The 14,204-nt window shown below is 50.7% G+C and carries 10 protein-coding genes, 1 pseudogene and 1 riboswitch; of the genes and pseudogenes, 7 read left to right on the forward strand and 4 right to left on the reverse strand.

Annotated features, from left to right (window positions below; all coding sequences use genetic code 11):
* Positions 1 to 52: 52 nt before the first annotated feature.
* From A4S02_RS00465 to A4S02_RS00480, 4 genes and pseudogenes are all read right to left on the reverse strand, one after another.
* A complete protein-coding gene (locus tag A4S02_RS00465; protein WP_208858931.1) occupies positions 53 to 1,135 on the reverse strand; it encodes an IS5 family transposase in 1,083 nt (360 codons plus the stop codon).
* Between the two features lie 65 nt (positions 1,136 to 1,200).
* Positions 1,201 to 1,527 (reverse strand): annotated as a pseudogene (locus tag A4S02_RS00470) (acetate uptake transporter); the annotation flags it as partial.
* Positions 1,528 to 1,663: 136 nt separating this feature from the next.
* Positions 1,664 to 3,919 carry an FUSC family protein gene (locus A4S02_RS00475; RefSeq protein ID WP_070322625.1) on the reverse strand — a complete coding sequence of 752 codons (2,256 nt, stop codon included), beginning with the start codon at positions 3,917 to 3,919 and terminating at the stop codon, positions 1,664 to 1,666.
* A complete protein-coding gene (locus A4S02_RS00480; RefSeq protein WP_070322626.1) occupies positions 3,909 to 4,427 on the reverse strand; it encodes a MarR family winged helix-turn-helix transcriptional regulator in 519 nt (172 codons plus the stop codon). Before A4S02_RS00480 ends, A4S02_RS00475 begins: the two co-directional genes overlap by 11 nt.
* A 154-nt stretch (positions 4,428 to 4,581) precedes the next feature.
* Positions 4,582 to 4,818: riboswitch (cobalamin riboswitch) on the forward strand.
* Between the two features lie 181 nt (positions 4,819 to 4,999).
* Here A4S02_RS00480 and A4S02_RS00485 point away from each other — a divergent pair.
* The 7 genes from A4S02_RS00485 (at position 5,000) to A4S02_RS00515 (ending at position 14,202) form a co-directional block, all read left to right on the forward strand.
* The gene (locus A4S02_RS00485; protein WP_070322627.1) at positions 5,000 to 5,428 is read left to right on the forward strand and encodes a DUF1636 domain-containing protein; all 429 of its coding nucleotides are present in this window, start codon (positions 5,000 to 5,002) and stop codon (positions 5,426 to 5,428) included.
* On the forward strand, positions 5,425 to 6,477 hold the full coding sequence (cobW, locus tag A4S02_RS00490; RefSeq protein WP_019087921.1) for a cobalamin biosynthesis protein CobW: 1,053 nt from the start codon (positions 5,425 to 5,427) through the stop codon (positions 6,475 to 6,477). The genes A4S02_RS00485 and cobW overlap by 4 nt, the downstream gene beginning before the upstream one ends.
* A gap of 19 nt (positions 6,478 to 6,496) precedes the next feature.
* Complete coding sequence (cobN, locus tag A4S02_RS00495) at positions 6,497 to 9,961, forward strand: cobaltochelatase subunit CobN (RefSeq protein ID WP_070322628.1); 3,465 nt, start codon at positions 6,497 to 6,499, stop codon at positions 9,959 to 9,961.
* Positions 9,958 to 11,319, forward strand: a complete 1,362-nt coding sequence (locus A4S02_RS00500) for a cobyrinate a,c-diamide synthase (protein ID WP_070322629.1) — start codon at positions 9,958 to 9,960, stop codon at positions 11,317 to 11,319. Before cobN ends, A4S02_RS00500 begins: the two co-directional genes overlap by 4 nt.
* 110 nt (positions 11,320 to 11,429) lie before the next feature.
* A complete protein-coding gene (locus tag A4S02_RS00505; protein ID WP_019087924.1) occupies positions 11,430 to 12,044 on the forward strand; it encodes a histidine phosphatase family protein in 615 nt (204 codons plus the stop codon).
* Positions 12,041 to 12,667 (forward strand): cob(I)yrinic acid a,c-diamide adenosyltransferase, encoded by a 627-nt coding sequence (cobO, locus tag A4S02_RS00510; RefSeq protein WP_019087925.1) that lies wholly within the window; start codon positions 12,041 to 12,043, stop codon positions 12,665 to 12,667. The genes A4S02_RS00505 and cobO overlap by 4 nt, the downstream gene beginning before the upstream one ends.
* Before the next feature lie 14 nt (positions 12,668 to 12,681).
* A complete protein-coding gene (locus A4S02_RS00515; protein ID WP_070322630.1) occupies positions 12,682 to 14,202 on the forward strand; it encodes a cobyric acid synthase in 1,521 nt (506 codons plus the stop codon).
* Positions 14,203 to 14,204 lie beyond the last annotated feature (2 nt).

Raw genomic sequence — 14,204 nt, forward strand, 5'->3', positions numbered from 1 at the left:
CTGATTTTCACTCTGCGTATTGAGCAGAGAGAGGGTCTCATGCCCTGAATTGCTACGCGCTCGCGTTAATCCGCTCCAGGAGGAGAAAGCGGCGCATATTATAGACGATATTGGCCAGCCCGATCCTCATGGTGGCTCGGGTTATCCCTACGGTTCGTATGAACAGTCCTGTCTGCGATTTCTGATCGGCAAAAACATGCTCGACACGCGACCGAATAACGGACTTTCCGGCGTTGGATCTCTGGATATGTCGTGGCATCGGCTTGAGATGAGGCTTTTTCCTGTGAACCTTCGAGACAAAGCCATGCTTGTCCATGAAGTCCTCATTGGCTTTTGAGCGGTAGGCTGTATCCGCCCAGACTGTTGATGCCATATTGGTTTTATCCAGCAGGCCCTCGCGTAGTCTGGCACCATCGCTGGCCGCTGCATCGGTCGCTTTCCATTTGCGGATCAGCCGAAATTTCCGGTCGATGGAAACATGCGATTTATAGCCAAAGAAAGGGATGGCCAGATCTGTTGCGGGCATACTCCCGTCATCCTGACGCTTTGCTTTCGTGAACTTCAATGTCCATCGGGCATGACGATCTTTATGGGACAGCTTTGAGGGCTTGTCCTGCCAATCCTGCGGGATCCGTCCTTCGCGCAGATCGGCCTTCTCTTCATTGGTATTGCGCTGCTTTGGGGCCGCTACCAGTGTAGCATCCAGGATCTGACCTGACATGGGGAGATAACCGGCATTCCGCAGGGTCGCATCAAAGCGGTTGAACAAAACATCAATTGCTCCCGCCTGTGTCAGACGCTCACGAAACAGCCAGACGGTCTTGGCATCAGGCACGCGGTCAGACAGCCCCAGACCAAGAAAGCGCATGAAGGACAGGCGGTCGTTGATCAGGTATTCCGTCCGTTCGTCGGACAAATTGTTCAGCGTCTGGATGACCAGAATTTTGAACATTAGCACTGGATCAAACGGAGGACGCCCGCCTTTGCTTCTGTCTGAATAGGCCAACGCCTTGTTCAGCTCCGGACGGAATACCTCAAAATCCACAGTCTGGGAAAATGCTTCAAGTTGGTCACCAAGCCCACTCAACCGAGCAAGCCGCTCTTCAACATCAAAGAAACCAGACTGCGTCATCAGCCACTCCTCCAGTCATCACACAAGAGAGGGAATCACACAGAGAGACCTAAAACCAGAGGGTTTTTCGAACCCTCCAGGTTGGGGCTGCTGGCATCCACAATGCCGGTATGAGGCAGGCCAATAAGTGCGACGAATGAAAGCCAGAAAGCACCGTAGGCGGTAAAAGCTGTCATGCCAAAGGTGTTGCCATTGCCATATTCCAGCATCCCTGCCAGAATTTGGGCAACACCTCCAAATGTTAAGCCCATGGCCAAAATGGCAGAACCCATCGGCACCAGATCTGCATTATGTAAATTGAGAAGAACGGTTGTTAGCCCAAAGCCCATTAAGCCTAATGGGGCTGGGTTGGCTCTTCGGTATGTCACCGGAGGCGAGGTTTCGGAGTATGCCATGCCAGATACTTCTTGTTATGAGTGATAACCTAAGCATTAAGTATCTGGTATGGGATAAGTTCTTTATAAATATAAGGAATAAGATAAAATTAAATTCATCATCATGACTTTTATTTTAGGAAACTTTTTCTTTATTTCATCTCACAAAAGCAGACTCCATGGGTGTAGAAACGGGAGCATTTGCGCCAGCTTCATCCACAGCGCGATGAATGGGGCCATATTTATCATAAAACGCTGGTATGGCGCGGATAATACCCGCTGCTTGCGTGAGACAGGAAATGGTTCTGTCTCGCATAAGGGTGACGCCTTCTTGCTCTGTGGCGGTGGCATGAATAACTGCGGCAGCCTGTTCTAAAGCATCTGCTGTGGCCAGTGGCGTATGACGCAATAGGGCAAAGGCTTTTAAGGCATTCTCAAGAGCAGTGTGGGCCTGCGCATTAAGCTTGGTGTGTTCTGCATTCCAGCGCAGGCGTAAAATTAGCCGCCCTAGAGAAAGTGTTGCAAAGGCTGCATCTGTATATCCCTGTCGGTCTATACCGGAAGGAATAAAGGAAAGACGCATCATCAGCCGCGTAATTTTCTGGAGCTGGAGTCCTTCCCAAGCAATCCATTGTACAGGCTTGCCGCTGTGGGAAAGAGCAAGTTTTTGCAAGCTGCGCGTAAGGGAAGAAACCAATCGCGCAGCATCCAACCGGTGATCTGGTGGCAGAATAACTCGGAAAACCAGCACTAACAGCACGCAGGCAGCCACCATGGTCAGCCAGTTATTGGTGAGTGCCAGATCATTATAAACAATGGGGTTGTTGATAGAGAGCAGCATGGTGAAAAACACTGCGTATCCAAATGCACCAATGCTGTAGCGTGGGTGAAACTGTAACCATACGCCGGGTAGCAGAAACAGGCAGAGAGTCAGCCATAAAAGTGGGTAGCCATCTATGCGGGGCAGGAACAGGGAATGGCATAAAAACCCCATAGGCACAGCCAACATAGTGCCAGTTGCCATCATGGGGCTTGCTTTGCCGGCGGAGGGAGCTGTTGAAAGCAAGCTTGAAGCAGCCACCACATACAGGATCAGCATAGGGCCTGCGCTCCAATGGAACACATACCATAACATGCCAGCCAGAAGTGCAATAAACATGCCGCGCACACCATTGCGCAAGGCAACGGGCCATTCCAGATACTGGCGCGTGTAGGAAGATTCACGATCACGGCGCAGGCTCGTCAGATCGTACAAGGCCAGATCTATCTGCACCAGAATGTCACGCGTATTATCCAGCGTTGCCAGCAAGCTGGGGGCCGGATTGTTGCGTGAAAGTTGCTCCAGATTTTTCAGGCATTCATGCAGGCAGGCCGATACCGGTGTAGGGTTTTCTAACCAACCGGGTTGTTCTGTAAGGTGCAGAATATGCTCTAAGGTTTCGGCAACATATTGATGTACAGGGCGTGATTGTGCGTCCACCAAAGAGAGATTTAACCAATAAGGGTGATAGCTGACAATAAGCCCGGTTAAACGGTTAAGTGCCAGACGCAGGTTGGAAATACGGGCCTGCATGTCGGGGTCATCCGCAGCAGCAAATTCTATGGCAGGTGTTAAGCCCGCCATGCCTGCCAGAAGGCGACTCCGGCTATCATAAAGAGGTTGCGGTAGGCTACGGAATGCTGTGCCCGTGGTTGTGGTATCTGTTATTTCGGAAGGGTTGTTTTCTTCTGTCGTGTTTTCTTTTGGCGCAGAGGAAAGACCTTCCTGTGCATGAAAATTTTTTGCGTGGAGAATGGTATCACGAAAAGCATTTCCCAGTTTTTCCAAAACGGCGCTGGGCTTGCGTGGGCTTGTTACCATAAACACACAGGCCGTTACTACCACGCCTGTTACCACGGCAGACAGGCGCCCCATTGCAGAAAGGAAAATATTGTCTGGGTCTGCAAAAGCGGGTGCAGCAATAATAACAATTGTATAACCGGTTAGCACCGCAGCATAGGCACGAAAGAAGCGCAGAAACGTGGCTACCATGCAGGCTATTCCGACAAAAACAGAAAGAGCCGCAAAATACAAAACGGGAGACTGCACAAATACAGCCATAATGCCAATGCTGATAACGGCCCCAATAACTGTGCCAATAACACGCCAGACACTTTTGGAAACCATCGCCCCTACAGTTGGATTTGCCACAATAAGAACAGTAGTGGCCGCACTGAGGGGGGAATGAAGCTGGAACATAAACGCCAGAAAAACGGCAATGCCAATGCATAAGAACACGCGGGCAGAATAGCCTGCTGTGGCCTTAAAGGTATTCCATTGGGCTTCATCAGAAAAAAAGGCTGGTAAGCAGCGAGACAACACAGAGCTAAAGGAAAAGAGCGTGTTACTGTTTTGCTCAGATCTAGCGTTCATGATGTGTTTCCAGCATGCAGGAAAGATCATGAATTAAACTACGTACCTGATCTTCCGTAAGGTTCTGGCGAACGTTCTGTTCAAGTTGTGCGGCAATGGTATGGAACAGTGCGCATCTTTCCTGCCCCGCAGAAGTGAGCACAAGTTTTTTGGCACGTCGGTCCTGCGTATCCTGCAGGCGTGTGATCAGCTTCTGTTTTTCTAACAAATCAAGAATACGCACCAGTGCAGAGCAATCCACATTCATGGCGGCGGCAAGATCACTTTGCGTGGCACCATCGGGCATCATCATCAGATAAGCCATGGGGCGCATGCTGGCCAATGTCATGCCATGCGGGCGTAAGGCCCGATCCAGTTGTGTACGCCAGACTGTGGCTAACCGCATGATGCGGAAGGTAAGCGCCATGTCTGAAAAACGCGTTTCATCCAGAATGGGCAGAACGCGTGGGGAGGTCATGGAATCCTCATTAGTTAGCGAAAGAATATTTGACATATAAAGTATATTCATACGAATATATCATAGCTGTTTTGCACGTCAATAATGGAAATAGAGCTGCAAAGCACGGGAATATTAGCGTGAAACCTCAATCCTGTTTCAGATCAGCAGACCTTAAAATTGCAGGACTAAAAACTGCGGGTTGAAAGCAAAGGCAGCTTGTGCGCATTGTGCGTGGGCTGATGGTGTCCTTTACGGGATGAAAAGGGAAGAACGGTGTAAGGCCGTCGCTGCCCCCGCAACTGTAAGTTACCCATGGTGTTCCTTATGGGCTGTTTAGCCCAATATGCCACTGGCCTGCACGAAGGCTGGGAAGGTAGGGAGCGCTGTTTTATGTTTTGGCCGATAGGTTAGGGCATATGTGGGTACAAGCCAGGAAACCTGCCATCGGTGCCTGTATGCGTAAGTACACAGGTAGGCCTTATTTATTAAGTTCTAGCGTTGCTGCTGGCGGGGTGCCCGGCAGGCATAGATGTACCGTTTAAGGTATATTTCCCCTGCCATCTCTGAGGTAGGGGCGCTGGGTTACTGCACCCCTTCAGGCAGCTATTCTTTTAGAATGGCGGTTATTTCAGGGATACAGCATGGCCGAAGCATCCGATTCTTCTCAAAAGTCACCTCAGAATCATCCTGTTTTGCATGTGTGTGTCACATGTCGGCGTGGCGGGCCTGCTATGGATCAGCCGCCGGGTGCCCAGTTGTATGCACGTTTGCAGGCTCTGGTGCAGGAAGCAGAAACTATTGGGCAAGAAGCTCCAGTTTTGTTGCGTGAGGTGCAGTGCCTGGCCGCCTGTGATCGTGGATGCACCGCAGCCATTGCCATGCCAGAGCGTTGGACATGGTTATTAGGGCATCTGGGTGCCGAAAAAGCAGAAGATATTCTGGCGTATGCCCAACTCTATGCAAAGTCTGCGCGAGGAACAGTTATGCCTTCGCGTCGTCCGGCATCTCTTTCCAATATGGTGCTGGGGCGTGTTCCCGCACAACTTTATGATGAACAGGAGCCTTCATGACAATTGCATCTCGCGTGCCTGTAACCATTATCACTGGTTTTTTAGGGGCAGGTAAAACAACCCTTTTGCGCAATCTGCTTCAGCGTGCAGCAGGGCATCGCATTGCCGTGGTGGTGAACGAATTTGGTTCTCTTGGCATTGATGGAGAAATCCTGCGCGGGTGCGGTGTGGAAGGTTGCAAGGAAGATGACATTGTTGAACTGACCAATGGCTGCCTGTGCTGCACGGTAGCAGATGATTTTCTACCAACCATGGAAGCCCTGCTTGATCGGGCAGATCCGCCTGAACATGTGGTGATTGAAACATCTGGCTTGGCGCTGCCCAAACCGCTGCTCAAGGCCTTTGGCTGGCCAACGGTGCGTAACCGTATGACTGTAGATGGCGTGATAACTGTAGTGGACGCACCAGCAGTCGCCGCGGGTCGTTTTGCAGATGATCCGGAAGCTATTGCTCAACAGCGTGCGGCAGATCCTTCCCTGGATCATGACAACCCATTGGCGGAGGTTTTTGAAGATCAGATCAACGCCGCAGATCTGGTGGTGTTGAACAAGACAGATCTGCTGGATGCAGATGCGCTCGCCCGCGTTGAAGATGAAATCCGCCGCACCGCCCCGCGGCCTGTGCAAATTGTACGTGCTACGGAAGGTAAAGTAGATCCTGCTATATTGCTAGGGATTGGAGCTGCAGCAGAAGCTGACTTAGCCGCTCGTCCTTCTCATCATGACGCAGAAGATGGCGAACACGAACATGATGACTTCGAAAGCTTTGTGGTGCGTGTGCCTGAGCAACAGAGTGTGGAGCAGTTTTTAACGCTCTTACAAGATACAGCACGCCGTCATGATGTGCTGCGCATGAAAGGTTTTGCTGCTGTGGCAGGTAAGGCTATGCGTTTGGCTGTGCAAGGTGTGGGAACCCGTTTTCGGCACGAATTTGATCGTCCTCTTTCTGTCAATGAAGGGCGGGAGGGCCGCATTGTCGTGATCGGGCAAAAAGGGCTGGAGGCTTCCGCTATTGCCAAGGCTCTTGGTGGCACGTTGGTAGCGGCCTGATTAGGAGCGGAGTAAGCTTATGCATCTTTTGGTGCGGGAAAACCGGACGCTCGATGAACAGGAAGTAGCGGAAGATCTCAATCTTCCCTCAGCTGATCTTGTTGTTCTTTCTTTTACAGAAAGTGATCTTCTGGCCCTGCGCCATGCAGAAGCCTTGCTGCGCGCCCAAACTGAAGAAGGCATATTGCTTCCCACCTTGCAGGTTACAAGCCTTGCACGGTTACGCCATCCGATGTCGATTGATCTGTATATTGACACCACGTTGCAAAAAGCACGCTGCGTTGTGGTGCGGCTATTGGGTGGTTTGGATTACTGGCGTTATGGAGCAGAAGAACTAGCGGCATGGAGCCGAGAAACAGGCGTGCCGCTAGTTTTGTTGCCCGGCGATACGTTACAAAGCCATGGCTCTGATGTGCAGCAACAGGCGGCACATACTGGGGATGATGGGCGGCTGGCACAACTTTCCACTGTTTCTGCAGAACACTACGCCCGGTTAAACGGTTTTTTTCAGCAAGGTGGGCCGGATAACATCTGCGCAGCATTAGCATTGATGTCTGCACTTGCGGGAATGCAGGAAGATAAAGGCACACAACCCAAAGCATTGCCTACATGGGGCGTATATCGTTCTTATGCTCCTACTATCACCATGGCTCAGGCACAAATAAAAGCGGTGATACTCCTGTATCGCGCGCATTTGTTGATAGGGGATGTGGCAGGGCCAGAATGTTTGGCAGAAGAACTGGCTCAACGTGGCTGTGCCGTGGATATTGTGTATGTTACATCTTTAAAGGATCCATCCGTTGCTAAAGATGTAAGTCATTACTTGCAATCTACAAAACCTGATGTTGTTCTGGATGCTACGTGTTTTTCTGCACGAAGCCAGAGTGGTTTTTCACCATTGGATGTGGCAGATGCACCTATTCTGCAACTTTTGCAGCCAGGGTGCACACAGGTATTGTGGGAAGAAAGCCCACGTGGTTTGGCGCGGGCAGATATGGCCATGCAAGTTGTGTTGCCAGAGCTGGATGGCACAATTGCAACTTTTCCAATTTCCTTCAGAAAGGATGCTCAGCCCGGACATCCTGCATTTAGAGAACCTTATAAACCGGGTATAAAGTTGGTGGCAGGCCGTGCAATCGCATGGGCTAAATTACGGAAAATTCCACAATCAGAAAAGAAAATATCTCTTATTCTGTCTGATTATCCAGGCGCGGGTTTGGAAAAATCTGGAGCACATATAGCGCATGCTGTGGGGTTGGACGGTTTTGCATCCACATCTTCCATTCTCACGCTTTTGCATAATGCAGGCTATAATACGGGAGCAAAAGATGTTCCCGATGCAAAGGTTCTTGCTTCTACGCTGATTGGCGGCTATTCAAAGCCTGTTCTTGATACAAAGCTATATCGTCAGCTTTTAGCAGGTCTAGCTCCAGCTTTTGTGCAATCTGTTTGTGCAGCATGGGGTGAGCCTGAACAGGATGCTAATGTAAAAAATGGCGTTTTTTGCCTGCGTTACATCCAGTTGGGCAATATTTCTCTGGCTGTGCAACCAGATAGAGGTGCAGCGGCTGACCGTAAAGCGCTGTATCATGATCCAGATACACCTCCATGCCATGCATACGTTGCGTTTTACTTGTGGTTGCGGCATGTGAAAAAGCTGGATGCTATGGTGCATTTGGGTACGCATGGCACGTTGGAATGGTTGCCCGGTAAAGCTGTGGCGTTATCTCCATCCTGTGGGCCAGCCGTGCTGACGGGTGATTTGCCAGTGATTTACCCGTTTATTGTCAATAATCCGGGCGAGGCAGCCGCTGCTCGTCGGCGTTTGGGTGCTGTTATTATCGGCCATATGACGCCTCCTGTTATGCAGGCTGAACTTTCAGCAGATGCGCAGGAACTCGAACGCCTGATTGATGAATACGCTGAAGCAGATGGTCTGGATCCTCGCCGTGGTGCTTTGTTGCGTGCTGATATTTTGGATAAAGCCGTGCGTACGGGTGTATTGGCAGAAAGTGGCGTGCGCCCCGGAGAACTGGACGAAGCAGAAGCACTCGCACGGCTTGATGCATATTTGTGTGATGTAAAAGATCTACAAATTCGTGATGGTTTACATGTTTTTGGTAAGCCAGCCGCACATTCCAAAAAACTGGTGCAGATTATTGCGCAGGCATGTGAGCGGCAGGAAGACACAGTGTTTGTTACTGATGTAGCGCATAAAATTATGCAAAGCGGGAAAGCAGAGGCCCAAGCGCTTCTTGCTGCATTGAACGGGCGTTTTGTAACACCCGGTCCAGCGGGGGCGCCAACTCGCGGACGGGTGGATGTACTGCCTACAGGGCGCAATCTGTTTACGGTGGACCCACGTGCATTGCCCACACCTTCCGCCATGGTGCTGGCCGAGAAGATGGAAAAGCTATTGCTAACAAGGCATTTGCAGGAACAAGGCGAACATCTGACACATATGGTTATGGATATGTGGGGTTCTGCCAGTTTGCGTACCGGTGGGGAAGATATGGCGCTTGCCTTACGCCTGATGGGGGTGGAAGTGCAGCGCACATCTGGTACGGGGCATGTTTGTGGGTTTGAGATTATTCCTTTGCCATTGTTGGATAGGCCAAGAGTGGATGTAACTTTGCGTGTATCTGGCCTGTTTCGTGATGCTTTTGTAGATCAAATTGCCTTGTTTGATCAGGCTGTAGCTGCTGTTGCGGAACGGAATGAGCCTGCCGAATGGAACCCTTTGGCAGCATCTGTCAAAGGGTTGGAAGGAGAGGCCCGAAAGCGTGCAACGGCCCGTATTTTTGGGGCTGCGGCTGGTAATTACGGCACAGGTGTTGAGGAACGCCTGAATACGGGATCTTGGGATACCAAGCAGGAACTCGGAACAGCTTGGCTGGAAGGTTCATCCTGGACTTATGGTGGTGGAAGAGAGGGTCAGCAGGATATGCAGGCTCTTTCTAATTTGGTTGGTCAGGCAGAAGCTGTGCTGCATGTGCAGGACAATGCTGAAACCGATATTTTAGAAAGCCCGGATATTGCTGCGCATGAAGGTGGTCTTTCCGCTGCGGCTGCTACGCTAGGTGCAACACCAACTGTATTGCACGGTGATACATCTCGGCCAGATATGCCCCGCTTGCGTACAGCAGAGCAGGAAGTGGCGCGTATTGTGCGCGGGCGGTTGGCTAATCCGCAATGGATTAAAGGAATGCAGCAGCATGGATACGCGGGTGCGGCGGAAATGGCGCGCGGGCTGGATGCGTTGCACGGATTTGCCGCTACATTGCCCCAACGCTTTGATAGGCAGTTTGATCTGGTTTTTGATCAAACCTTGGGTAATGCCGCATGTGATGAGTTTTTGAAACAGGAAAACCCTGCAGCACGGGAAGCAATACGTATGCGTTTTGTCGATGCATGGCGGAGAGGGTTGTGGCACCCACGAGGCAATAGCGTGGCCTGTGTTTTGGATGAGGAAAACAAGGCATGACAGCCCCTCGTGTTATTATGGTTGCCGCTCCTCGCTCTGGGGGTGGTAAAACAACGGTTACACTCGCATTGTTGGCAGCTTTTCAGCGCCGTGGGTTACGGGTTGGAGCCGTTAAAACCGGCCCAGATTATATAGATCCCGCTTTTCATGCGGCTATCACCAATCGGCCACCCCTTAACTTGGATAGCTGGTGCATGCCTGCAGATTTGCTGGCTGGTATTATGGATGCCGCTGCCAAAGATGTAGATGTGGTTGTGGTAGAATCTGCAATGGGGCTGTTTGATGGGTTGATGGCCCCAGAGGGTGCACGCGGCGCGCCTTCTGACATTGCAGCTTTATTTGGTATTCCTGTTTTACTGGTGCTGGATGTTTCTGGGCAGGGGCAATCTGTCGGGCCGATCGCACTGGGGTTTGCTAGGTGGTCTGATGCTGTGCAGGTGCATGGTGTTGTACTAAACCGCGTTGCATCCGAACGGCATGAGCGTTTGGCGTGCTCTGCCGTAGCTATGGCAGACTTGCCTGTTTGCGGTGCCCTCATGCGCCAAAAGGGCGAGGTATTGCCAGAACGGCATTTAGGATTAGTGCAGGCGCGTGAGCACGGCAATCTGGCGGGGTGGTTATCTGACCTTGCAGATAAAGCTGAGCGTGAACTGGATTTGGATGCCATTTTAGAAGCGGCAGCCCCTTTGGCTGAACGGAAAGTTGATCCCGTATCTATGTCAAAGGCGTGTATTCCGCCTCCGGGCCAACGTATTGCCGTAGCGGATGATGCCGCTTTTTCCTTTTTATATGGGCATCTTTCTTTGTTCTGGCGGCAAGAAGGTGCGGAATTGGTTCCATTTTCTCCCTTGGCTAATCAAACACCAGATGCTTCTTGCGATGCTTGTTGGTTACCGGGGGGGTACCCAGAACTTTACGCAGGTCAGATTGCGCAAGCTGAACATTTTAAAAAAGGCTTGCAGGATTTCGCGCTAAAATACCCTGTGCATGGGGAGTGCGGAGGCTACATGGTTTTGGGCCGTGCGTTGGAAGATGCGCAGGGGCAAACACATTCCATGGCAGGCTTGTTAGGGCACGTGACTTCCTTTGCACGTCGGAAATTGCATCTGGGTTACCGTGAAGCCACATTGTTGGCAGATAATGTATTGGGCTGTGCAGGTACACGCTTGCGCGGGCACGAATTCCATTATGCCACAGTCACAGAAACAGGGAGTGATGCGCCATTGGCTGATCTGGCAGCGGGGGACGGCGTAGCGCTTGGTGTATGTGGCGGTCAACGAGGGTTGGTATCTGGGTCATTCTTTCATGTTCTGGCACGGTGTTCCAATCAGAATATTTTGAATTCTTCCTCTTTATGAAAAGAGCATATGCAAAAACGAACGCGGAAACTTGTGTGATAACAAGGTATGCACAAAGTGCTCTGCCGTCCTGATAAAGCCGGGGCAGGCGGTGAGAAGGAGATATTGAAATGCGATCTTTTCCCGTGTTGCTGGTAAGGCATGCTCCTGTTCAGGTTGCACAGGGCGTTTGTTACGGCAGGCAGGATGTTGCTCTTAGCCCAGGGTGGGAGAGTATTGTTTCAGGGCTTTCCGTTCTGGCCAAGGGCGCAGTTTGCCAAGTGTTATACAGTTCTCCTGCGCAAAGGTGTTGGCAAATGGCGCTGCGTTTAGCGCAAAGCGCGGGTATGGAACTGCGCGTGGATCACCGATTGGCAGAATTGGACTTTGGTCGGTGGGAAGGCATACGCTGGCAGGATATAGACCGCGCATTGCTGGATGAATGGGCCCAGAACCCAGAAGGTTTTGCTCCTCCAGAAGGTGAAAGTGGGCAAGACCTGTATCAGAGAATTCAGAGCTTCTGGCGAGAAGTGCGCCAGCGTGAAGAAAATGTGTGTGTCTTATCGCATGGGGGGCCACTGCGTTTGCTCAGCGCATTTGCTGGTGGGTATAAACCCCAGCTTCTTGCGCCTTCCATGCCGCAGGGATTTGCGCGTCTGTTTATGGTGGAAGAAAAGAACGAACTTGTTTCAACAGAAGCAGATTTTTTAAAGCATCATAAAAAGGAAGAACCGTGTCAGGTATGATAGATCCGCAAAAGCCAGCATCAACACCGGATGCAGAGCATCATCGTACCAAAATGCAAAAACGCAAAGCTGTGCAAGATAAAGAGGTTGCCAGCAAGACAGTGGAAAAGGGCCTGTTAATTGTAAATACAGGTGCCGGAAAAGGAAAATCTACTGCAGCGTTTGGTCTGGCTTTGCGAATGCTGGGGTATGGGCGGCGTGTTGTTGTGATCCAGTTTATCAAAGGGGCATGGCATACGGGAGAGCGTAAGGCGCTGGAGCGGTTTGAAGATTTGGTGGAATGGCATGCTCTGGGTGAAGGCTTTACGTGGGAAACGCAAGATAAAGCACGGGATATCGCTGCATGCCAGCGTGCATGGCAAGTTGCTCAGCAAACATTGACAAACCCGGATATTGGGTTGGTTATTCTTGATGAACTGAATATTGCGCTAAGGTATGATTACTTGCCCATGGAACAAGTGCTTGCTGATATTACAGCGCGTCCGGCAAACCAGCATGTTGCAGTAACAGGGCGTAATGCCAAGGAAGCCATGCTGGAAGCTGCGGATTTGGTAACAGAAATGACATTGGTGAAGCATCATTTCAAAGCAGGTGTAAAAGCGCAGGAAGGCATAGAGTTTTGAGTGCTCGTGTTCTGATGGTGCAGGGCACAGGGTCCAGCGTAGGAAAATCAACACTCGTTGCAGGCCTTGCGCGTGCCTTTACCCGGCGTGGGCTGCGGGTTTTGCCGTTTAAGCCGCAGAATATGTCTAATAATGCTGCTGTAACATGGGATGGTGGTGAAATCGGGCGTGCTCAGGCTTTGCAGGCGCGTGCCTGTGGAGCACCTGCAAGCGTGGACATGAATCCGGTTTTGCTTAAACCGCAAGGGGAAACAGGTGCACAGCTTGTTGTGCAGGGGCGGATTGAAGAAATGGTGCAAGCGCGGGATTATCAGAGCCGCAAAGCCCTTTTGATGTCGGCTGTTTTGCAAAGCTTTTTCAAACTTGCTGCAAAGGCGGACTTAGTTTTGGTAGAAGGCGCTGGCTCTGCTTCTGAAGTTAATTTACGCGCACATGATATTGCCAATATGGGGTTTGCAGAAGCAGTAAATGCCCCAGTGGTGCTTGTGGGTGATATAGATAGAGGCGGGGTTATTGCCAGCCTTGTTGGCACACAAGTTGTTGTAAGTCAGGAAGATGCCCAGCGCATTAAAGGGTTTATTGTAAACCGTATGCGGGGTGATCCAACACTGTTTGCGGATGGCATGCAGTTTGTTGCCGAACGCACAGGGTGGCTGCCGTTAGGGCTTGTACCAGATTTGCCAGAGGTGAGAACCCTGCCAGCAGAAGATGCAGCAGATCTGGATGAAAAACTTACGCATGCAGTAAAGCATTCAAAAGCAAAATTAGATCAAAATACTCCGCTACGTATTATTGTGCCTCTTTTGCCGATGATTGCAAATTTTGATGATCTGGACCCATTGTCTGCAGAACCCGGTGTGCACCTTATGCTGGTTAAACGTGGCCAACCTTTGCCAGAATGTGATTTGATTATATTGCCCGGATCAAAAGCTACCTTATCTGATCTTTCTTGTTTGAAAGAACAGGGCTGGGGCAAGCAGATTGCAGAACATGTTGCCAATGGTGGCTATGTAATGGGTATTTGTGGTGGCTACCAGATGTTGGGGGCTACTGTGGTGGATCTTTATGGAACAGAAGGTGTAGCAGGGCAGACGGAAGGATTGGGGCTGTTAAAAATTGATACAGTTTTAAGCCGAGATAAAAGTCTAGAACACAAAAAAGGAAAACTGACGGTAGAAGGCTGTAAAGTTGCTGGATATGAAATGCATGTAGGGCAAACAACAGGAGTTGATTGTCAAAATCCGTTGATTTATTTGGACAATCAGCCAGAAGGTGCCGTTTCTGCCAATGGGCGCGTATGGGGCACCTATTTGCATGGCATTTTTAACCACCGGGCTGCGCGTATGGCTTTGCTTGCACGCGTAGGTGGGGTGGCATTTCAGCCAGATGGTGTATGGTATACAGCCGGGGCAGACTTACCTACGCGCCATGATCAGAGTGTAGAACAAGCGCTGGATGCGCTGGCCAACCATTTGGAACAGCATATTGATTTAGATGCTTTGTTGCAGTTGGCTGCCGTGCCAGCGGGTATTTAAAA

The organism is Acetobacter ascendens (assembly GCF_001766235.1).
In the GTDB taxonomy this organism is placed as follows: Bacteria; Pseudomonadota; Alphaproteobacteria; order Acetobacterales; family Acetobacteraceae; genus Acetobacter; species Acetobacter ascendens.